Annotated in this window: 14 protein-coding genes; 5 read left to right on the top strand and 9 right to left on the bottom strand. The window is 59.6% G+C overall.

Translation table 11 applies throughout. The features are described from left to right. Positions 1-74: 74 nt before the first annotated feature. Positions 75-1,367: a serine--tRNA ligase gene (gene serS, locus ACSQ13_RS03640; protein WP_295512546.1), complete on the top strand. Its 1,293-nt coding sequence runs from the start codon at positions 75-77 to the stop codon at positions 1,365-1,367. 66 nt (positions 1,368-1,433) lie between these two features. Next, entirely contained in the window at positions 1,434-2,141 is a 708-nt protein-coding gene (locus ACSQ13_RS03635; protein ID WP_176248385.1) for a tryptophan-rich sensory protein, read from the top strand. A gap of 59 nt (positions 2,142-2,200) precedes the next feature. On the opposite strand, the gene der is transcribed toward ACSQ13_RS03635, so the two are convergent. From der to ACSQ13_RS03620, 3 genes are read right to left on the bottom strand one after another with little or no spacing between them, the layout of a single operon-like run. Beyond that, positions 2,201-3,676: a ribosome biogenesis GTPase Der gene (gene der / locus ACSQ13_RS03630; protein ID WP_176248386.1), complete on the bottom strand. Its 1,476-nt coding sequence runs from the start codon at positions 3,674-3,676 to the stop codon at positions 2,201-2,203. A 50-nt stretch (positions 3,677-3,726) separates the two neighbouring features. Next, the gene (locus ACSQ13_RS03625; protein ID WP_255200069.1) at positions 3,727-5,103 is read right to left on the bottom strand and encodes a PQQ-like beta-propeller repeat protein; all 1,377 of its coding nucleotides are present in this window, start codon (positions 5,101-5,103) and stop codon (positions 3,727-3,729) included. Between the two features lie 52 nt (positions 5,104-5,155). Next, a complete protein-coding gene (locus ACSQ13_RS03620; RefSeq protein WP_176248387.1) occupies positions 5,156-5,869 on the bottom strand; it encodes a hypothetical protein in 714 nt (237 codons plus the stop codon). Between the two features lie 215 nt (positions 5,870-6,084). On the opposite strand from ACSQ13_RS03620, the gene ACSQ13_RS03615 reads away from it, so the two are divergent. Both ACSQ13_RS03615 and ACSQ13_RS03610 read left to right on the top strand, forming a co-directional pair. After that, complete coding sequence (locus ACSQ13_RS03615) at positions 6,085-7,350, top strand: efflux RND transporter periplasmic adaptor subunit (RefSeq protein ID WP_295512545.1); 1,266 nt, start codon at positions 6,085-6,087, stop codon at positions 7,348-7,350. Then, positions 7,347-11,165: an efflux RND transporter permease subunit gene (locus ACSQ13_RS03610; protein WP_176248389.1), complete on the top strand. Its 3,819-nt coding sequence runs from the start codon at positions 7,347-7,349 to the stop codon at positions 11,163-11,165. Before ACSQ13_RS03615 ends, ACSQ13_RS03610 begins: the two co-directional genes overlap by 4 nt. Positions 11,166-11,168: 3 nt before the next feature. Here the strand turns inward: ACSQ13_RS03610 and ACSQ13_RS03605 are convergent, their stop codons facing one another. The 3 genes from ACSQ13_RS03605 to ACSQ13_RS03595 all read right to left on the bottom strand — a co-directional run bounded on the left by ACSQ13_RS03605 (position 11,169) and on the right by ACSQ13_RS03595 (position 15,764). Beyond that, entirely contained in the window at positions 11,169-12,368 is a 1,200-nt protein-coding gene (locus ACSQ13_RS03605) for a multidrug effflux MFS transporter (RefSeq protein ID WP_255200070.1), read from the bottom strand. 253 nt (positions 12,369-12,621) lie between these two features. After that, positions 12,622-14,424 (bottom strand): ABCB family ABC transporter ATP-binding protein/permease, encoded by a 1,803-nt coding sequence (locus ACSQ13_RS03600; RefSeq protein WP_176248627.1) that lies wholly within the window; start codon positions 14,422-14,424, stop codon positions 12,622-12,624. A gap of 164 nt (positions 14,425-14,588) precedes the next feature. Next, positions 14,589-15,764, bottom strand: coding sequence for an Ig-like domain-containing protein (locus ACSQ13_RS03595; RefSeq protein ID WP_255200071.1), 1,176 nt, complete (start codon positions 15,762-15,764; stop codon positions 14,589-14,591). 109 nt (positions 15,765-15,873) lie between these two features. Between ACSQ13_RS03595 and ACSQ13_RS03590 the strand changes: the two genes are divergently transcribed. After that, positions 15,874-16,425, top strand: a complete 552-nt coding sequence (locus tag ACSQ13_RS03590) for a TIGR00730 family Rossman fold protein (RefSeq protein WP_176248391.1) — start codon at positions 15,874-15,876, stop codon at positions 16,423-16,425. 327 nt (positions 16,426-16,752) lie between these two features. Here ACSQ13_RS03590 and ACSQ13_RS03585 read toward each other — a convergent pair whose 3' ends face one another. The 3 genes from ACSQ13_RS03585 to ACSQ13_RS03575 form a co-directional block, all read right to left on the bottom strand. Continuing rightward, positions 16,753-17,352 carry a superoxide dismutase gene (locus tag ACSQ13_RS03585; RefSeq protein ID WP_295512544.1) on the bottom strand — a complete coding sequence of 200 codons (600 nt, stop codon included), beginning with the start codon at positions 17,350-17,352 and terminating at the stop codon, positions 16,753-16,755. Between the two features lie 211 nt (positions 17,353-17,563). Further along, complete coding sequence (locus ACSQ13_RS03580; RefSeq protein ID WP_295512542.1) at positions 17,564-18,139, bottom strand: sarcosine oxidase subunit gamma; 576 nt, start codon at positions 18,137-18,139, stop codon at positions 17,564-17,566. Beyond that, positions 18,132-21,149 (bottom strand): sarcosine oxidase subunit alpha family protein, encoded by a 3,018-nt coding sequence (locus ACSQ13_RS03575; protein ID WP_295512540.1) that lies wholly within the window; start codon positions 21,147-21,149, stop codon positions 18,132-18,134. Before ACSQ13_RS03575 ends, ACSQ13_RS03580 begins: the two co-directional genes overlap by 8 nt. Positions 21,150-21,167 lie beyond the last annotated feature (18 nt).

Genomic DNA, 21,167 nt, shown 5'->3' with positions numbered 1-21,167 from the left:
CTGGCCCCGCGATCCACAATCGGGCATAACGCATTCAAAGCGCCGAAAGCGATTCAAGATCAAAGGACAGACCCATGCATGACATCAAAGCCATCCGCGAAAATCCTGAAGCGTTTGACGCGGCCCTTGCGCGGCGCGGGGATGCGCCGGTCACGGGCGAAATCCTTGAGCTGGACGAAGCGCGGCGCGGGATGATCAATGCGGCCGAAACGGCGCAGGCTGAACAGAACAAGGCCTCCAAGCTGGTGGGTGCGGCCAAGGCATCGGGCGACGAGGCCGAATTCGAACGCCTCCGCGCCTTGGTCAGCGAAAAGAAAGCCGAAGTCGCGCAGATGCAGGCCAAGGCCAAGGAGCTGGACGCGCAACTGACCGACAAGCTGGCGCGCATCCCCAACCTGCCCGCCGATGATGTGCCCCAAGGGGCCGACGAAAATGACAACGTCGAGGTGAACCGCTGGGGCGACGTGCCCACGCTTGATTTCACCGCGAAAGAGCATTTCGAGATCGCCAGCGTTGCCGCCTCGATGGACTTTGAGACGGCGTCCAAGACGTCGGGCGCACGGTTTGTGATGCTCAAGGGGGCTGTGGCACGTATTCACCGCGCGCTGGCGCAGTTCATGGTCGACACCCATGTGGATGACAACGGGCTGACCGAATATGTGACCCCCGTTCTGGTGCGCGACGAGGCGATGTATGGCACCGACAAGCTGCCGAAATTCGGCGATGACAGCTATCAGACCACGAATGGCTGGTGGTTGATCCCGACCTCCGAAGTGACGCTGACCTATTCGGTGTCCGGCGATGTGCTGGAAGAATCCGCCCTGCCCCGCCGCATGACCGCCCACACCCTGTGCTTCCGCTCCGAGGCAGGATCGGCGGGCCGCGACACATCCGGTATGCTGCGCCAGCACCAGTTCGAAAAGGTCGAGATGGTGTCGATCACCCATCCCGACACCTCGGACGACGAACAAAAACGCATGTTGCGCTGTGCCGAGGATTTGCTGGAACGTTTGCACGTCCCTTACCGCACCGTGCTGCTGTGCACCGGCGACATGGGCTTTGGCGCGAAACGCACTTATGACATCGAGGCGTGGTTGCCCGGGCAAAACACCTATCGCGAGATCAGTTCGGTATCGACCACAGGCGCGTTTCAGGCGCGACGCATGAACGCCCGCTTCAAACCCGCCGATGGCGGCAAGCCACAGTTCGTGCACACGCTGAACGGGTCCGGTCTGGCCGTGGGGCGCTGCCTGATCGCGGTGCTTGAAAACGGGCAGCAAGCTGACGGTTCGGTGAAACTGCCGCAGGTGCTGGCCCCCTATCTGGGCGGCAAGACGGTTTTGGGCGTTGATGGCGCTTTGTCATAAGCACTGGGAACCAACGGGCGCTGTGCTATGTTCTTTCTTGAATGACATTTCGAAAAAGGACGCATGATGGCCCGCCCGTTGACTGCACTTGTTACCTTTCTGCTGGCCATAGGCTTTGCCGCATCGCCATTTTTCGTGACCAGCTTTGCCGGTTTTGACCCCGACCAGTTCCCGGTGCCGCAGGTGTCGCCACCTGTGCAGCCGGCGGGCTATGCGTTTTCGATCTGGGGGGTCATTTATCTGTGGCTGATCATCGGCATGGGCTGGGGCCTGTGGAAAGCACGCGAGGATTTCGTCTGGCATGACATGCGCGTGCCGCTTGCCGTCTCGCTGTTCATCGGGTGCTTTTGGCTGGCTGTCGCCAATGCCAGCCCGGTCTGGGCATCGGTCCTGATCTGGGCCATGCTGATTGGCGCGTTGATGGCGCTGTTCGAGGCACCTCGGAATGACCCCTGGTTTGCCGCCCTGCCCGTCGGGCTTTATGCAGGCTGGCTGAGTGCGGCGTCCTGCGTGTCATTGGGGCTGTTGGCTGCGGGATATGGCTGGGTCAGTGCAGAAACGGCAGGGCTGATCTTTGTCACCCTTGCCATCGTGATTGCCGCCGCTGTGCAATCGACGCTGATGCGCGCGCCGAGCTACGGGATTGCAGTGATCTGGGCGCTGATTGCGATCGTGTTACATAACTATGCCACGACACCCAGCGTTGCAGCGCTGGCAGCAGGCGGTTCTATCGCACTGCTGCTGCCAACCTTCAAATCATGGCGTGCGGCCTGAGAGGCGCGCGGAATTTTAGAAAAATTCCGGCCCAGATTTTTTGAAAAAATCTGACGCGCCTAGCGGTCCTTGCGGTGACCTTCGGTATGTTTGCGCAGTTTTGACGGCTTGGCCTTTTTGCGCCCCTTATAGGGGTTCGCGTCAGACTGGCCGCGCATCCAGATACGGATCGGCGTACCGGGCATGTCAAAATCGACCCGCAAGCCATTGACCAGATAACGGCTATAGCTTTCGGGCACCTTGTCAGGGTGGCTACACATCACCACAAAGCCCGGTGGCCGGGTTTTCGCTTGGGTCATATAGCGCAGCTTAATGCGTTTGCCTTGGGGCGCGGGGGGCGGATGCGCCTCCATCATGCCCGCAAGCCAGCGGTTCAGTTGCGCGGTCGTGACCCGGCGGTTCCAGACGTCATAGGCACGCATGATCGCTTGGTGCAGGCGGTCAAGGCCACGGCCGGTTTTGGCCGAGACCGTCACCAAAGGCGCGCCCTTAAGCTGCGGCAGCAGCCGTTCAAAGCTTTCACGCAGGTCTTTTAACTTGCCCTGTTTGTCGGTCTCAAGGTCCCATTTGTTGACGGCGACAACCACAGCACGGCCTTCACGCTCGGCCAGATCGGCGATGCGCAAATCCTGCTGTTCAAAAGGGATTTCGGCGTCCAGCAGAACAACCACGACTTCGGCGAATTTCACCGCGCGCAGGCCGTCGCTGACGCTCAGCTTTTCCAGCTTTTCCTGAATCTTGGCCTTTTTGCGCATGCCCGCCGTATCAAAGATACGCATTGGTACATCGTCCCAGACCGTCCGAAGGGAGATCGCATCGCGGGTGATCCCCGCCTCTGGTCCGGTCAGCAGGCGGTCTTCGCCCATGATCTGGTTGATCAGCGTGGATTTGCCCGCATTCGGGCGGCCAACCACGGCAACCTGCAAGGGCTTGGTGTTGGTGGGCACGGGCATGGGCGCATCTTCATCGCCCAGTTCGGCCTCTTCCTCGGTCAGGTCGACGTCGGTATCGGGGGTGTCGGTGTCAACGCGTTCGGCAAAGCTGTCGGCGATTGGCATCAGATGGGTATAAAGATCGTTCAACCCTTCGCCGTGTTCGGCCGACATGCGGATCGGTTCGCCCAGCCCAAGGCTGTAGGCTTCGATCACACCGGCGTCGGCGGCTTTGCCTTCGCCCTTGTTGGCGGCCAGAATCACATGGGCAGATTTCTTGCGCAGGATATCGGCAAAGACCAGATCGGACGGGGTGACGCCGACGCGGGCGTCGATCATGAACAGGCAGACATCCGCCATATCGACCGCGCGTTCCGTCAGGCGGCGCATCCGGCCCTGAAGGCTGTCATCGGTAACTTCTTCAAGTCCGGCGGTGTCGATCACGGTGAATCGCAGATCCGCCAGACGTGCGGCACCTTCGCGCAGGTCGCGCGTCACACCGGGTTGGTCATCGACCAACGCCAGTTTTTTACCGACAAGACGGTTGAACAGCGTGGATTTTCCCACATTGGGGCGGCCCACGATGGCGAGGGTGAAAGACATTGATAGGCTCCGAAGGTCAGGTCAAGCCTGCCCTCTAGACTATTTCAAGGTCAACGGAAAGCGTGCAATTGCCCTTTTGACGACACGACATAAAGCGTGCCCCCCGCAACAACCGGTGCAGTTGTCGCACCACCGGGGATTTCAGCGGTGCCGATCAAGGCCCCGTTGGTTGGATCAAAGCTGCGCAGCACCCCGTCATTGGAGGCAAGAATGATCCGCCCGCCCGCAAGGATCGGCCCGTGGTGGGTGACGATCTCGGATTGGCGTTTCGGCTTTTCCTTGACGAAATTCGGCAATTTCACACCCCAGACGCGCTGGCCGGTGCTGGCATCAAAGCGCACAAGCTCGTTCAGGTCGGTGACGCCGAACACGCTGTCACCCGCGGGCCAGACGGCCCCGACCACACCTTCGTTTGCGGTCCATTGGCGTTCACCACCCGACAGCGTGACCGCAGCCAGACGGCCAGACATGTTGCCCACATAAACGGTATTGCCCGAAATGACCGGTCCGCTGGAGATATCAGAGACATTCGACAAGGCGCGGCCGGGGCGCTTGCCCAATACCGATACGTTCCAGCGGTTCAAACCACCGCTGCGAAACAGGCCTTGGACTTCGCCGGAGCCAAATGCCATGACGGCAATTTCGGGGCTGATCGCAGGCGCTGGCGTCGTCAGGATGTTGCCAACCACGGTGCTGGACCCGGTTTGCCATTGCACGCGGCCGTTGTTCTTGTTCAACGCCCAGCCCATGTCATCGCCAGAGGTGAAATAGACCATATCACCATAGACAGTCGGCGCGCCCGATCCTGTGGCTTCGATATCTTGTTCCCAGCGTGTGGCACCTGTTGCGGCATCCAGCGCGGTTACCGTGCCGAACCCGAGCGAGACATAGAGCGTATCACCGTCAACGGCCAATCCGCCGCCTGTGGCGTCGCCCTGCCCGTCGCTTGGGGGTGTCAGATCGCGCGACCACAGCGGCGTGCCGGATGCAGAGGTTGCCGTGACCAAAGCGCTTGAATCGATGGTGTAGATCTTGCCGCCCGCAACCACGGGTGCCGCCGTGATGCGTTGCTTGCGGCTGTCCCCTTTGCCGATATTGGCAGACCACGCCAGTTGCGGCGCTGTGGACAGTGCCGCGTGGTTGATGCGGGTGCTAGGTGTGCCGGCGGCCTGCGTCCAACTTGCGTTATTGGTCATCGCGGGCAGTGAAATCGCGCGGCTTGTGTTTTCGGGGACGGGCAGATCGGCCGGAGCCTCGAACCCGTCGCTGTTTTCGATAACAGAGCGGACATTTTCACGCACACCGGGGAGAATCACCTCGGGCTCGGAACATGCGGACAAAAGCAATGACGCCATCACAGCCCCCATGCCCAACGAGACCCGCCAGGTTTGCGGTGATCTTGTACAGATGCGGTGGAGATTGGTCATGGCCCTGCTCGCTTTGCTCTTAACTCATATCATTTTTGCGCCATTGCTGACGTTAATTGCTGTTCGTACCTGCTGTATCAGAAACATCAGGCTGTGCCATAGGGGCCGCAGACCCCATGTCGGGTTCGCCTCCCAAGGCTACAATCACCTGAAGGGCACGTTGTTGCAAGTCTGTGGTGACTTCGGCGTCCAATAAGATGTCCTGATAGCGGTCAATCGCGGCCTGAGGTTTGTTTTCCTCGATCTCGATCAGCGCCAATTGTTCACTTGCCAAAAGCCGCAGGCTGTTGCCGGGCTGTGCAAGGGCTTCGAGCGCGAGACGGCGTTCGCTGGCGGGCGTGTCGGTCCCTTGCAGGGTGACCGCTTTGAACTGGGCGATTTCGCGGTAGATCGCAGGCACGTCATTGTTCACCGCAACCGCATTCAACGTGTCGATGGCTGCGGCTTTGTCACCGGCATCGGCTTGTTGGGCGGCGGTCAGAAACCCGATCAAGGCACCAGATTGCGCCGAATTCGGTTCAATCGCCGCAAGCGCTGCAGCCCGTGCCTGTGCATCCTCGATAGACAAGGCGGCAAACATCGCATCGCCAAGCGCCTCGGCTTTGGCGCGGGCCTGGGCTTTTTGGTATTCGTTCCAAGCAGCACCGCCCACCAGCAAAACAACCGCCAAAATCGCAATCCAGCCATAGCGTTTAAGCATAAAATAGAAACGGTCGCGGCGAACCTCGTCGTTCACCTCGTCAATGAAGCTGTCTGTATCGCTCATGTTTTGCCTGTCCCACCGTGAATTAATGCCCCTCTTAACCTGCAGCAGCGATACTGCCAAGGGCATCGTTGCACCCTATCTATGCATCAAACCGGTAACAGCGTCACAGTTGGCTTGAAAACGGCAATGTGAACTGGTCACTTGACATGATATGTCCTAACAAATTTTTTGACTGATTTATCGACCACTCCATTCCGACAGGCCAAAGGCACATTATGCGTATTTTTCCAATTCTTGCGGCGATTGTCGTTTCCGTTCTGATGTATATGGCGATTTTTGAACGCGACAAATTGTTGGGCCGCACCGGCGATGTGGCGGTTTCGACGGCGACAGCAACAGACGGTGTTACCGATAACGCCCCCGCGCTGACCGGCACCCCCGCCCCGTCCCAGATCGCACAACAAGATCTGGTCAAGGTCGTGGTGCTGCGCAGCACGGCCCGCCAGCTGGATTCAGCCGTTATCGTGCGGGGCCAAACCGCTGCTGCACGCACCGTCGATGTGGCGTCCGAAACCTCGGCTGTGGTGACATCCCCGCCGCTGCGCAAAGGGGCCAATGTCGTGGCGGGCGAAACCCTGTGCGCGCTTGATCTGGGCACCCGCGGTGCGGCCAAAAGCGAGGCCGAGGCCCGCCTTGCCGAGGCAAAATCCCGCGTGCCAGAAGCGGAATCACGCGTGGCCGAGGCCCAAGCCCGGCTGGACGAGACATTGATCAAGCTGAACGCGGCCGAAAAGCTGGGCCAGGGCGGGTTTTCATCGACAACCCAGCTGGCAACAGCGCAGGCGGCCGTGGCCAGCGCACGCGCCAGCCTTAGCTCGGCCGAGGCAGGTTTGAACGCCGCAAAGGCCGGCATCGAAGCCGCGGATGCCGCCGTCGCCGGGGCCGAGGCCGAAATCAACCGCCTGACATTGACCGCGCCTTTTGACGGGCTGCTGGAAAGCGACACCGCCGAACTGGGCAGCCTGCTGCAAAAGGGCAGCCTGTGCGCCCGTGTGATCCAGCTCGATCCGATCAAACTGGTCGGCTTTGTGCCCGAAACCGAAGTCGACCGCGTCACGCTGGGGGCTCCTGCCCAAGCGCGGCTGGCCGCTGGTAACCGTGAAATCATCGGTCAGGTCAGCTTTATCTCGCGCGCGTCCGATCCATCGACCCGCACCTTCCGCATCGAGATCGACGTGCCAAACGCCGACCTGAGCATCCGTGACGGTCAGACGGCTGAAATCGCCATTTCTTCGGCGGGTGTGGATGCGCATTTGCTGCCGCAATCCGCTTTGACGCTGAATGATGACGGCACGCTTGGTGTTCGTGTGATTGACGACGCGGATGTGGTGGGCTTTGTCCCGATCGAATTGATCCGCGACACCCCGCAGGGCATCTGGGTCATGGGTCTGCCGCATGTGTCGAACGTGATCGTGTTGGGGCAGGAATATGTGACCGCAGGCGTGACCGTTGCGCCGACCTACCGCGAGGTCACCCAATGAGCAGCATCGTCGATTGGGCCGCCGGCCGTGCCCGCATGGTTATGGCATTTATCCTGCTCAGCCTTGTGGTGGGCGGCTATGCCTATTCGACCCTGCCCAAAGAGGGCGAGCCGGACATCGAAATCCCTGCCCTGTTCGTATCGGTGCAGTTCCCCGGCATTTCCGCTGTCGACAGTGAAACCCTGCTGGTCAAACCGATGGAAACAGAACTGTCCGATCTGGATGGCCTGAAAACCATGTCCGGCACCGCCGCCGAGAATTACGCCGGTGTCGCGCTTGAGTTTGAATTCGGCTGGGACAAGACCCGTATTATGGCCGATGTGCGCGACGCGATGAGCACGGCCGAAGGGAAATTCCCCGAAGGGTATGAGAAATATTCGATCCGCGAGATCAACTTTTCCGAATTCCCCATCATTATCGTCAATCTGACCGGCCCCGTGCCGGAACGCACGATGGCCCGTGTCGCGCGGGAACTTCAGGATGAATTGGAAGGCATGGATGCGGTGTTGGAAGCCGGGCTTGCCGGGGACCGCGACGAGATGCTCGAGGTCTTGATCGACCCTTTGCGGCTGGAGGCCTATGACGTCACGGCGGGCGAATTGATCAACACCGTTCAGAACAACAACCAGCTGATTGCAGCGGGCGAAGTGCAATCCGATCAAGGCACGTTCTCGGTCAAGATTCCGTCGTCCTTTGACGACCCGCGCGATGTTTACGACCTGCCGGTGAAAACCAATGGCGACCGTGTGGTGACCTTGGGCGATCTGGCAACGATCAACCTGACCTTCGAGGACCGTGAAGGCACCGCCCGCTTTAATGGCGAAAAAACATTGGCGTTGCAGGTGGTCAAACGCAAAGGTTTCAACCTGATCGACACCTCGGCCCGCGTCAAAGAAGTCGTGGCCGAGCAATCCGCCAACTGGCCTGAGGGGCTGAAGGCGGCTGTGGAAATCGGCACTTCCAATGATCAAAGCCGTATTGTGGACAGTATGGTGCAGCAGCTTTTGGGCTCTGTCTTTACCGCTGTGGCGCTGGTGATGATCGTGGTGCTTGCCGCGCTTGGTATCCGTGCGGCGCTGCTGGTCGGTTTTGCGATCCCGACCTCGTTCCTGCTGTGTTTCGCGTTCCTCGCACTCATGGGCATTTCGATCTCGAACATCGTGATGTTCGGGTTGATCCTCGCCGTGGGGATGCTGGTCGACGGGGCCATTGTGGTCGTCGAATATGCCGATGCCCGCCAACAACAAGGCGAAGGCCCGATGCAGGCCTATGTGACGGCCGCCAAGCGTATGTTCTGGCCGATCATTTCCTCAACGGCGACGACGCTATGTGCCTTCCTGCCGATGCTGTTCTGGCCCGGTGTGCCGGGTGAATTCATGGGCATGTTGCCGGTCACGCTGATCTTTGTTCTGTCGGCATCGCTGGTGGTTGCCTTGGTCTATCTGCCGGTTCTGGGCGGTGTCACCGGGCGGCTTGAGCGCTGGATGGCCGATAACATGACCGCCATCGCGAACCTGCGCCTGTACCTGCATCTGCTGCTGATCCCTGTGGCCTTTGTCATGGTGGCGCTGCCTATGGCGCTGATGCAGCCACTGTTCGCCGTGATCTCGGCGCAGTTTGGCGCGATGGACGGGCTGGATATCCTTGGGTCTGTCATCCCCGCCTTTGCGGTGGTGTTCCTGTGCATTGCAGCGCTTGCCGCTTTGGTGGCCCTGGGCCTGTCGGGGGCGATGCTGGGGTTGATCAGCTTTTTCGCGCTGTTCACCCGCATGGGGCGCGGCGGCAAATGGGTCACCTCCAAGCTGTTTCGCAAAACCCCTGATGTGATCCACGCTGGCTATCGCCGGTCCCGCTTTGGCCGCGTGATCGAGGTGATTGCAGGCAATCCGGTCATGCCTTTGGTCGTGATCGGTGTGGTGTTCGTTTTTGTCGGCACCACGATGATTTTCTTTGGCAATAACAACAAGGGCGTTGAATTCTTTGTTGAATCCGAACCTGAACAGGCGATCGTCTATGTTCTGGCACGCGGCAACCTGTCGTTGACCGAAAAAGACGCCGTGATGAAGCAGGCCGAAGACATCGTGCTGGCCCATCCCGGTGTGTCGACCGCGTTTGCCTTTGCGGGCAAGGGCGGGCTGGACAGCAACACCGGCGGTGCGCAGACCCCAAAGGACAGCATTGGCCAGATCCAGCTGGAAACGATCCCCTGGGAAGACCGCGCCTTGCAGCCTGAACTGGACGGCGACATCGTGATTGCCGAACTGACCGAGCAGCTGAGCCAGATACCGGGGATCAAGATCGAAATTCTGGCGCAGGCCCGTGGCCCCGCATCGGGCAAGCCCGTGCATCTGCGGTTGAAATCCAACAGTTTCGAGGATCTGGTCGTCGCCACCGAACAGGCGCGCAACGAGTTCAACAAAACCCCCGGTCTGACCTTGATCGAAGACACACGCCCCCTGCCCGGCATTGACTGGCAGATCGACGTTGATGTGGCCAAAGCCGGTCAATACGGGGCCGATGTTCTGACAGTCGGGGCGATGGTGCAACTCGTCACACGCGGGCTGTTGCTGGATACCATGCGGGTCGATACCTCGGACGAAGAGATCGAGATCAGGGTCCGCCTGCCCGAAGCCGACCGCGTGCTCAGCACCCTTGATACCCTCAAGGTGCGCACCGCTGACGGGTTGATCCCGCTGTCGAACTTTATCACCCGCAAGCCGGTCCCCAAACTGGCCGAGATCAACCGCGTCGACCAAAAGCGCCACCTTGATATCAAGGCCGATGTGTTCCCAGGCCTGATGAAGCTGGTGAAAACCGATGTGATCAATGGCGAGGAAACGGATACCACCCTTGCCACCATGCGCCCTGCTGCGGCGGATGCGGACATCACCGCCATCGACGGCGCAGGGTTCAAGATCACCAACCGCACCGTCGCGGCCGCAGGTGTTGATCTGCAAGACGGGCTGAACAAGGCAAGCCTGCGGATGGTGCCGATCAACGCCAATGAGCGCATTGCCGAGATCACAAAATGGCTTGATACCAACCCCTTGCCTGCCGGTGTCAGCACCGAATGGACCGGCGACCAAGAGGATCAAGCCGAAAGTCAGGCCTTCCTGAGCTCTGCCTTTACGGCGGCCTTGGGGTTGATGTTCATCATTCTGCTGGCGCAGTTCAACAGCATCTATAACTCGGTTCTGGTGTTGGTCGCGGTGGTTCTGTCCACGACCGGGGTGCTGATCGGGATGCTAATTATGGATCAGACGTTCTCGATCATCATGACGGGGACGGGGATTGTCGCGCTGGCGGGGATTGTTGTGAACAACAACATCATCCTGATTGATACCTATCAGGAATTCAGCCAGTACATGCCGCGGATCGAGGCGATTATTCGCACCGCGCAGGCCCGTATCCGGCCCGTTCTGCTGACCACCATCACGACGATGGCGGGGCTTGCACCGATGATGTTCGGCCTGAGCCTTGATTTCGCCAATGGCGGCTACACCATCGACAGCCCCACCGCCCTGTGGTGGAAACAGCTGGCCACCGCCGTTGTCTTTGGCCTTGGCGTGGCGACGGTTCTGACGCTGATGGTGACGCCATCCCTGCTGGCGGTGCGCGTGTGGGCGACGACCTATGCCCGCTGGATCGCGCAGCTTTTGGCCAAGATGTCGCTGGGCCGTGCCAGCAAGGCAGCGCAGGACTGGGCGCTGGAGAAGGACGCACAGCGGCTCAAGACGGATATTCTGATCTGGGGCGAAGACCCTGCCCCGGCGGCGGCAACCAGCGCGTCGGCTGAACTGCGCGCCGCTGAGTAAAGCTTAGGCAGCAGCGGCAAGGTCTGTTTGCTGCTGCCTGAGTTTCGGCATGGTCACGATCACCAAGGCCACCGCCGCCAACCCGCAAAGCGCGATACTGACCACCATCGGCAAGGCCGTCCCGTCAAAGAACGGCGTCGAAAGCCCGATGCAAATGGCGCTGGTCAGCATGGTCATGCTGCCGCTGAGCGACGATGCCATACCCGCGCGCCGGCCATGGGCATCAAGAGCCGCAACCATGGCCGAAGGGATCACCACGCCCAAAAAGGCATAGGCCAGAAACAGGCCGATCAGCAGCAGCCACATGCCTTGGAAACCCGCCAGTTCGAGCATGGCAAGAACGGTCGCGCAGGTCGCAAAGCCGATGACCCCGCGCCCGATCAATGTGGCCAGCCCCCATTTATCCGCCAGACGCCCCGCCAACTGGGTGGCGATGAAAAACCCGACCGCATTAAACGCAAAGGCCAGTGAGAATTGCGTCGGCGTCAGGCCATATTGGCCGGTATAAACAAAGGATGCGCTTGATACGAAAAGGAAAAAGCTGGCCATGCCAAAGCCCGCGATAAAGGTCAGGCCGACAAAAACCGGATCACGCAGCAAGATGCCACAGCTGCGCGACAATTCCTTGATGTTCACCTTGCGGCGGCGTTCCGGCGTCAATGTCTCGGGCAGCGTTACTTGGGCCAGCGTCAGGCTCAGCCCCGCGAATATCCCCATCACAAGAAAGATTTCACGCCAGCTGCCCACCGCCACAATGCCACTGCCCGCCAACGGGGCCAGCATCGGGGAAATCGAGATGACCAGCATGATCGTCGCCATCAAACGCGTCGCCTGTGCGCCGGTGTACATATCGCGGATGATCGCCCGCGGGATCACCATCACCGTTGCGCCACCCATGCCTTGGATCAATCGGCCCAGCACAAGCACTTCGATTGACGGGGCGGCTGCGCAGACAACGGACCCGACGGCAAAAATGCTCATCCCGATTATCAAGGTTTTCTTGCGCCCGATCTGGTCTGACAGCGGGCCATAGACCAACTGCGACGCCCCGTAGGCCAGAAAATAGGCAACCAATGTCAACTGCGCGCCCGATACCGACGTGCCAAGTGCGGCTTCGATTGCGGGCAAGGCGGGCAGATACATATCGATGGCAAAGGGACCGGTCACACAGATCAGACCAAGAATGAGAGCAGTACGGAGCATTCCGGTTTGCATGGGCGTTCCTTTTTGGATTGGGTATAGACCTGCGCCGCTGCAAATTTCTGCAATGCAGCAACGTCTGATTTTAATTATCACGCAAACAATAAGTTTCAAGGGACAGAGCTGTGCGCAATTGCACAAGCCCGTGTGTGGCGGGACGACAGCCTAACGCTGGCAGGCCGTTGCCTGAAATTTGATCGCGAAATGGCACCGACCACAAAGGCCGGTGCCCCCTGCCCCGATCACACCGGTCAGATCACTTAGCATCCTCGGATTGCTGGCGCTGCCACAGTTGCGCATAGCGGCCATTGCGGGCCAGCAGATCGTCATGGCTGCCTTGCTCCACGATCTCGCCCTGCTCCAGCACCACGATCCGGTCGGCTTCGGCGACGGTGGACAGGCGGTGCGCGATGGTCAGCACCGTGCGCCCCTTGCCCGCCTGACGCAGGGCGTCCTGAATCTCGTGTTCTGTCTCGCTGTCCAGCGCGCTGGTGGCTTCGTCCAGCAACAGGATCGGCGGGTTTTTCAGCAATGTCCGTGCAATCCCCACGCGCTGCTTTTCACCGCCCGACAGCTTGAGGCCCCTTTCGCCCACAGCCGTGTCATAGCCATTGGGCAGGCTTTGGATGAAATCATGGATTTGCGCGGATTTCGCAGCGGCTTCGATCTCGGCTTGGGTGGCGTTGTCGCGCCCGTATCCGATGTTATAGCCGATGGAGTCGTTGAACAGCACCGTGTCTTGGGGCACCACGCCAATGGCCTTGTGAAGGCTTGTCTGGGTCACGTCGCGCACGTCCTGCCCGTCGATCAACAACGCGCCACCTTGCACATCATAAAAGCGGAACAACAGCCGCCCGATGGTGGATTTACCCGACCCCGTCGACCCGACAATTGCCACCATCTCGCCCGGTGCTGCCTCGATGGACACCCCCTTGAGGATCTCGCGGTCCGGATCATAGCCAAAGCGCACATCACGCAACGTGACCCGCCCGCCATCGACCTTGAGGTCGGGCGCATTTGGTTTGTCGGTGATTTCAGCAGGTTGATCCAGCAAGGTGAACATCTGCCCCATATCGACCAACGCCTGCCGGATTTCGCGGTAAACCGTCCCAAGAAAGTTGAGCGGGATGGTGATCTGGACCATATAGGCGTTCACCATGACGAAATCACCGACCGTCAGCGTGCCGTCCTGCACACCAATCGCCGCCATGACCATCACACCGACCAAGCCGCACGTGATCAGCAAGGATTGGCCAAAGTTCAGAAAGGCCAGTGAAACGTTTGTCTTGATCGCGGCTTCTTCATAGCCTGCCATCGCGGTGTCATAGCGCTGCGCCTCGCGGGATTCCGCGCCGAAATATTTGACCGTTTCATAGTTCAGCAAGCTGTCGATCGCCTTTTGGTTGGCGTCGGTGTCTTGGTCGTTCATCTGGCGGCGCAGCCTGACCCGCCATTCGGTCACCGCAAAGGTAAACCAGACATAAAGCGCGATCGTCACGGCCACGACCAGCAGATACCAGAAATCGAACAGCACTGTCAGAATGACGCCGATCATCAACAGCTCAAGGATCAGCGGGCCGATGGAAAACAACAAGAAACGCAGCAGGAAATCAACGCCTTTGACACCGCGTTCGATGATCCGGCTTAGACCGCCCGTTTTGCGGGTGATGTGATAGCGCATCGAAAGTTTGTGAATATGTTGAAAGGTTTCCAGCGCCAGCATCCGTAACGCCCGCTGGCTGACCCGCGTAAACACCGCATCGCGCAGTTGTTGAAAGCCCACATTCATCGCCCGCGCGATACCATAGGCGATGGTCAGACCAATCGCGCCAAGCGCCAAAAGCGGCACGCCTTCGTTTGCCAGACCGTCAACGGCCCCTTTGTAAAGAACAGGGATGAGGACCGAAATCAGCTTGGACACCACAAGAAAGATCATCGCCCAAACGACGCGCCTTTTCACCCAAGGCATATCCTCGGGCCACAGGTAAGGTGCGACCTTTTTGATAACCAACATGTTCGACTGACGCTCGGCTGCGTCGGCGATTTCTTCTTCGGTCATCGGGGCATGGGGGGATTTATTGGCACCGGTCTGGGCGCGGGCGGTATCGGCTGACATGAATGATCCTGAAATGCTAGGATCACAACATAGGCCGCAAGTCAGGCGGTTGCCAGTGCGATGGTCAAATTGATCTTGCGGCGGGCCGGCGCGACATCAGCCCTGTATCAGTCAGGCAGATCGAAAACCTGCCCCGGATAGATCAGATCGGGGTCACGGATCGAGTCTCGGTTTGCCTCGACCACGCGCAGATACAAGGTCGGGTCGCCATAGCGCTCACGGGCAATCGCCCAAAGCGTGGCCCCTTCCTGCACGGTTACTTCCTTGATCGGGCCATCGTAATTCGCGGTGGCGCGCGCCAGTGTTTCGGCGCTTTCGCGTTTGAACGGGGTTTCGACACGGCTGATGACCTGACCGCCCTGGTCCAGTTCATCCACGCGCAAGGTGTAGATTCCGGTATTGATCCCTTCGATGTCACCGCGCCAGCGGCCCTGTTCGTCAACGTCCAGTTTCGCAACTGCCGCGTTGTCCAGATAGACCTGCACATTGGTGCCCGATGTTTGGGCCCGGCCCGCAAGGCGCACTTCGCCCTGTTCGGAATATGTGATCGTGTCCAGCGCAATGCTGCCCGTGACTTCGGGGGGCACGTCAGACAACAGTTCAACCCCGTCTGCGGTCGATTTCAAAAGCGCGATCTGCGGCGCGGGTGCATCGGGTGCCTGGGTCAGGGGGGTCGGTTCAACGGTTGCAGGCTGGGCGGCGACGGCATCGGGCTGGGGTTCAACGGGCGCTGCTGGGGTTACTTCGTCCGCTTGCTCCGTTTCGGCTACAACGGGCGCTGCCAAGGGTGCCGGTGATAGTGGCGCAAGGATAACCTCGTCCAGCGACTGGACGGTTGTTTCCTGCACTGCGGCCTCAAGGCTCAGCACCTGCCCTTTGCCGTCGGGCGGCAGGATCGCGAGTGTGGCGAATTTGCCTGCGCTGTCGGCGGTTGTCGTTGCGATCTCGGCCCCGTTGCTGATGACTTTGACCGCACTGCCCGGTTCTGCCCGCCCCGCGATAACCGTCATGCCGTCAGGCTCCCGGCGCACTTCGTCAAAGCTGGGTGTTTGGGGGGGCACGGCAGTTTCAGCCGTTTCAGCGGTGGCCGCCGGCTCTGGCGCGGCTGCGGGGGGTGTTGCCACCGTTTGCGGCGCAGCCTCGGGCGTCACCTCGGGCGCTGGCATCGCGACTTCCACGACCGGATAGGCGCGGTTGATAAAGAAATACGCGGCCACAACCACAATCGCTGCCGCAGCAACCCCGCCCAAAACCCGAGCATTACGTGACTGGAACACCGACATAACCATTTTCCCTTTGAACGCACCGCATTGAGACCTTGTATCAAGCAGGGTAACAAGGGTCAAAATAGAGCTGCATCGCAGTTTCACATTTGCTGACAAGGACCCTGCCATGTTTGAAAAATCCGTCTGCGTTTATTGCGGATCGCGCCCCGGTGCCGACCCCGAATATATTCTGGATGCGCAGGCCGTTGGCCGCGGGCTGGCCGATAACAACTGGCGGCTTGTGTACGGTGCCGGGGATGTCGGCCTGATGGGTGCGGTCGCCCGCGCGGCCCAGGATGCGGGTGCTGTGACCTTTGGCGTGATCCCCGAACATCTGGTCAAATGGGAGGTCGGGAAAACCGATCTGACCCAATATATCGTCACCGAAACCATGCATGAGCGCAAAAAGGTCATGTTCATGAACTGTGATGCTGTGGTGGTGTTGCCGGGCGGTGCGGGGTCATTGGACGAACTCTTCGAGGTGCTGACATGGCGGCAGCTTGGGCTGCATGAAAAGCCTGTTATCCTTGTGAATACAAACGGTTACTGGGACCCCTTGGTGCAGTTGCTGAACCATGTCGTTGCCAATGGATTTGCGGATAAATCGCTGCTGGATTATTTCGTCTCGGTCCCCGATGCGCCATCCGCGCTGGCGGCGTTGAAGACTGCGTTTGATTAACGCAACAAAGGCAGGGTCGTGGGCCGTCTTCTAAGGAATTCACCCAACGATCCACAATCTGCTTGTTGGTGCGGTGTCGGTTTTACGGAACTGTGCGAGTGCGCAAACCCTAGGGGACGCGGAGCGCTGGCACCAGAAAGGCGACCCTGACGATGGGCTGACTTTGCGCCATCAATGCCCCAAGATCAGGCATTAATGGTCAGAAACCCGCCGACTTCCGATGTTGCAAAATTGTCTCGGACAGTGGCGGTACAAGGCACGGGCAGCGCCAAATAAAAGCCCCGCAAACGGCGTTTGCAGGGCTTGAACTCTAAAACGGTCGCTCGCTTACATGCGCGAGGCGACGTTTTCCCAATCGACAAGGTTGTCGAGGAAGTTTGTCAGATAATCCGGACGCGCGTTGCGGAAGTCGATGTAGTAGGAATGTTCCCACACGTCACAGCCGAGCAATGCAGTCTGACCAAAGCAGACGGGGTTCACGCCGTTTTCGGTTTTGGTAACTTTCAGGCCGCCGTCTGTATCCTTGACCAGCCACGCCCAGCCCGAACCGAACTGGCCCGCGCCTGCAGCTTTGAAATCATCCTTGAACTTGTCCACGGACCCAAAGCTTTCGACGATCGCTTTTTCCAGATCGCCGGGCATTGCATTGCCTTTTGGACCCATCATTTCCCAGAACTGGTTGTGGTTCCAAAGCTGGCTGATGTTGTTGAAGATGCCGCTTTGCGCGACAGCTTTGGGATCATAGGTGCCTTTGATGATCTCTTCGAGGGACTTGTCCGCCCATTCGGTGCCTTCAATCGCCTTGTTTCCGTTCACGACATAGGCGTTGTGGTGCTTGTCGTGGTGATATTCCAGCGTTTCAGCAGACATGCCTTTGGATGCAAGGGCGTCGTGGGCATAGGGAAGATCGGGAAGTGAAAAAGCCATGATTTGGGCCTCCGTTGATTGATTTCATCTGGGTCACATGAAGCCCGTCGTGGCCTAAGGTCAAGGGGCAGGACACAAAGATCGTCCCCCCAAGACACACCATTCAGGCGGGTTTCACCTAACGTCTTGGGAACCCAACATGTCAAACCGGCCTTATGTTCCCTGATCCATGGGCTTTTCTGCGCGATCCGGCAGGCAGGCGGGCCACAGCCTAGTGGCTGTGGTACTTTACCTCGGAACCGGGCTGCGCTGCGGTTTTAAGCAGATCGAACACGTATTGCGCGACCGAGCGGAAACAGACCAGTTCGGCTGTGTCACCGTCCACCATCCAGAACGCGGCAGGGACCTGCGCCAGACGGGTGCGGCGGATCATGCCGGGGGCAAAGGCGTCCGGCGACGTATCGACAGGGGCCAGCTTTGCCAGAACCTCGCGGATATGTGCGCCTTTCAGGCGGAACACGGCGCGGGCGTCGGACACATTCACCGCCAGCGCGTGATTGCTGCCGATGGATTTGTGCAAGACCTCAAGGTTCGCCGCCACATCCGCATAGGGGCAGATCAGCAGCAATTCGTCGGGCGACATCCAGGCAATACCTTTGCCCCCGATCATATTGATGCTGCGCATGGCGGGGATATCGACGCCGGCAATCTTCTTGAGCGGTTTTTTCAGGTAACCCGCCGCCAGATCACCCCGGATCGAGATCATGCCAATCGGATCAAGGGCGGAAATCTCTGCGATACCTTGCGTGTAGGTGGCACCGTTCAGCGCGCTAATGGGCTCAGACATTCTGCTTCTCCCCTTCTTTATCGTAAAACACCGGATCGACGATTTTGGCGTTGTATGTTTTGCCGTCGGTACCGGGGAATTCCAGCACCTCGCCCATGCGGTCAGGGCCGTTCAGGACCAGACCCATCGCGATGCCCTTGCCCAGCGTTGGCGAATGATAGGTCGATGTGACCCGCCCGATCATGTTGCGCTGGTTGTTCTCGTTCACGCCCTCGCCCACCGCATAAGCGCCATCGGGCAAGGTGCTGCCATCGGTCGTCTCAAGCCCCACCAGTTTCCAGCGGGTCGGATCAACCATATGGCTGCGCTCTTGGGCGCGCTTGCCAAGGTAGTCTTCCTTCTTTTTCGAGATCGCCCAGTTCAGCCCCAGATCCTGCGGGATCACGGTGCCGTCGGTTTCGTCCCCGATCATGATAAAGCCTTTTTCGGCGCGCAGAATGTGCAGACATTCAGTGCCATAAGGCATCACGCCCAGATCATGGCCCGCCACCATCAGCGCATCCCAGAAGGCCTGGCCTACGCCCGCGTCCACGGCGATTTCATAGCTCAGCTCGCCCGAGAACGAGATCCGGTAGATCCGGCATTTGAAGCCGCCAAGCTCGCCATCGACCCACTCCATAAAGCCAAGCGCGTCTTTGCTGACATCCATCCCGCCCAGCTTTTCAAGGCACTTGCGGGCATTGGGGCCGACCACGGCGATCTGCGCATATTGCTCGGTGACATTGGCGACATAGACGTTCCAATCCCACCATTCGGTTTGCAGCCATTCCTCCATATGCTGGTGGATACGGTCGGCACCGCCCGTCGTGGTATGGCACAAGAAAGTATCGTCATCGATGCGCGCAACCACGCCGTCATCAATCAGGAACCCGTTTTCCGAACACATCAGACCATAGCGGCATTTGCCCGGTTTCAGGGTGCTCATCATATTGGTGTAGAGCATATCCAGGAACTTGCCCGCATCCGGCCCTTTGACGATGATCTTGCCGAGGGTCGATGCATCAAGCAGGCCCATATTGGTGCGGGTGTTGGTGACTTCGCGCATGACGGCGTCATGGGTCGTCTCGCCGGGGCGGCTATAGGAATAGGGTCTGCGCCAATGGCCGACAGGTTCCCATTCGGCACCGTTGGCCTCGTGCCAGGCGTGCATGGGCGTGCGGCGCAGCGGCTGGAACACATCACCGCGCGCCTCGCCGCCGATCGCCCCCATGGAAATGGGGTGATACGGTGGGCGGAAGGTGGTCGTGCCCACAGTCGGAATATCGGCGTCCAAGGCCCCCGCAAGGGTCGCAAGACCGTTGATATTGCTGAGCTTTCCCTGATCCGTGGCCATGCCAAGGGTGGTGTAGCGTTTGGTATGTTCGACGCTGACGAACCCTTCCTGGGCGGCCAGACGGACATCGGAAACCTTGACGTCGTTCTGATAATCCAGCCACGTCTTTTCGCGCAGTTTGACGTTGGCACCGTGGGGCATCATCCAGACCGGGGCCAGGGGGGATTCCTCTTGGCGGTCCGCATTTGGCGACACGGCATCAACGGGCAGCTTGAAGCCCAAAGTGGTGACAACACCATCTGCCGCGGCATGGGCATCGTGCAGGATGTCATCCAGCCCGAAGAAGCCCGCCGCAGCACCCGCCGCTGTCACAAACCCCAGACCATCCACACCGATCGGCGGGTGGTTCACATCGGGGCGGAACGTGGCAAGGTTTGTGTCCCACACCAGCTTGCCGCCGCAATGGGACCACAGATGCACCACGGGCGACCAGCCACCGGACATGGCAACCGCATCACATTCGATGGTTTCCAACACCGCGCCTTCGCCCGCCTGGCTGCACACAGTCACAGCCGTCACACGCTTGCCGCCTTTGACCGACGACACCGCGTGGCCCATCATGACGCGAATGCCCAAGGCTTTGGCCCGCGCCATCAGGGCGGAATCTTCGGGCAGTACACGGGCGTCAAGGATCGCGGGCACTGTCAGACCTGCTTCGACCAAGGCGATGGCCGTTCGGTAAGCATCGTCGTTATTGGTGACAACAACCGTGCGATCGCCAACAGAGACACCAAAATTGACCAGATAATCACGTGCCGCAGCCGCCAGCATCACGCCCGGTATGTCATTGCCCGCAAAGGACAAAGGCCGCTCGATCGCGCCGGTTGCCGTGATGATATGCCCCGCACGGATGCGCCACAAACGATGGCGTGGCCCTTGGGCCGCAGGCGCGTGGTCTTTCAGGCTTTCATAGCCCAGCACATAGCCGTGATCATAGACCCCTGCCCCCATCACGCGGGTGCGCATGTGGACGTTTTCCATACCCGACAAGGCGCTGACCAGCGCGTCAATGTGGGACGCCACCGAAGCGCCTTCGACCGTGCCACCATCGACGGGGGCACGGCCGCCCCAATGGGCGGTTTGTTCCAGCAAGATCACCTTGGCACCGGCCAGCGCTGCGGTGCGCGCGGCCTCTAGCCCCGCGACACCGCCGCCAATGACCAGCACATCGCAAAAGGCGTGGAAATGTTCGTAGCTATCGGCGTCTTTTTCTTTCGGCGCTTTGCCCAGACCGGCGGAATGGCGGATGATCGGTTCATACACGTGCTTCCAGAACGGGCGCGGATGGATGAACATCTTGTAGTAAAATCCCGCAGGCAGGAACCGCGACAGATGTTTGTTGATCGCGCCCACGTCGAATTCAAGGCTGGGCCAATGGTTCTGACTCGCGGCCTCCAGACCGTCGAACAATTCGGTCGTGGTGGCGCGCTGGTTGGGTTCAAACTGCCCACCACGGCCAAGGTTCATCAGCGCGTTGGGCTCTTCTGGGCCTGCCGCCACAATGCCGCGGGGGCGGTGATATTTGAACGACCGACCGACAAGCATCTGGTCATTGGCCAGCAGTGCCGAGGCCAGCGTGTCGCCTTCGTATCCGCGCAACTGTTTGCCGTTGAACGAAAAATTGACAGCGTTGGATTTGTTGAGCAGGCGGCCGCCTGTGGCAATTCTGGTGCTCATGAGTTCAAACCTTGGTGT

The sequence above is a fragment of the Sulfitobacter sp. SH22 genome, assembly GCF_965641905.1.
In the GTDB taxonomy this organism is placed as follows: domain Bacteria; phylum Pseudomonadota; class Alphaproteobacteria; order Rhodobacterales; family Rhodobacteraceae; genus Sulfitobacter.
This window is presented reverse-complemented; position numbering and strand designations above follow the sequence as displayed.

What these genes read in the sequence shown, in the direction of transcription:
- ACSQ13_RS03595 (WP_255200071.1), bottom strand. Translation starts at nt 15,764, where the DNA reads ATGTCGGTGTTCCAGTCACGTAATGCTCGGGTTTTGGGCGGGGTTGCT.
- ACSQ13_RS03585 (WP_295512544.1), bottom strand. Translation starts at nt 17,352, where the DNA reads ATGGCTTTTTCACTTCCCGATCTTCCCTATGCCCACGACGCCCTTGCA.
- ACSQ13_RS03605 (WP_255200070.1), bottom strand. Translation starts at nt 12,368, where the DNA reads ATGCTCCGTACTGCTCTCATTCTTGGTCTGATCTGTGTGACCGGTCCC.
- ACSQ13_RS03615 (WP_295512545.1), top strand. Translation starts at nt 6,085, where the DNA reads ATGCGTATTTTTCCAATTCTTGCGGCGATTGTCGTTTCCGTTCTGATG.
- der (WP_176248386.1), bottom strand. Translation starts at nt 3,676, where the DNA reads ATGTCTTTCACCCTCGCCATCGTGGGCCGCCCCAATGTGGGAAAATCC.
- ACSQ13_RS03590 (WP_176248391.1), top strand. Translation starts at nt 15,874, where the DNA reads ATGTTTGAAAAATCCGTCTGCGTTTATTGCGGATCGCGCCCCGGTGCC.
- ACSQ13_RS03620 (WP_176248387.1), bottom strand. Translation starts at nt 5,869, where the DNA reads ATGAGCGATACAGACAGCTTCATTGACGAGGTGAACGACGAGGTTCGC.
- ACSQ13_RS03610 (WP_176248389.1), top strand. Translation starts at nt 7,347, where the DNA reads ATGAGCAGCATCGTCGATTGGGCCGCCGGCCGTGCCCGCATGGTTATG.
- ACSQ13_RS03625 (WP_255200069.1), bottom strand. Translation starts at nt 5,103, where the DNA reads ATGACCAATCTCCACCGCATCTGTACAAGATCACCGCAAACCTGGCGG.
- ACSQ13_RS03575 (WP_295512540.1), bottom strand. Translation starts at nt 21,149, where the DNA reads ATGAGCACCAGAATTGCCACAGGCGGCCGCCTGCTCAACAAATCCAAC.
- serS (WP_295512546.1), top strand. Translation starts at nt 75, where the DNA reads ATGCATGACATCAAAGCCATCCGCGAAAATCCTGAAGCGTTTGACGCG.
- ACSQ13_RS03580 (WP_295512542.1), bottom strand. Translation starts at nt 18,139, where the DNA reads ATGTCTGAGCCCATTAGCGCGCTGAACGGTGCCACCTACACGCAAGGT.
- ACSQ13_RS03600 (WP_176248627.1), bottom strand. Translation starts at nt 14,424, where the DNA reads ATGACCGAAGAAGAAATCGCCGACGCAGCCGAGCGTCAGTCGAACATG.
- ACSQ13_RS03635 (WP_176248385.1), top strand. Translation starts at nt 1,434, where the DNA reads ATGGCCCGCCCGTTGACTGCACTTGTTACCTTTCTGCTGGCCATAGGC.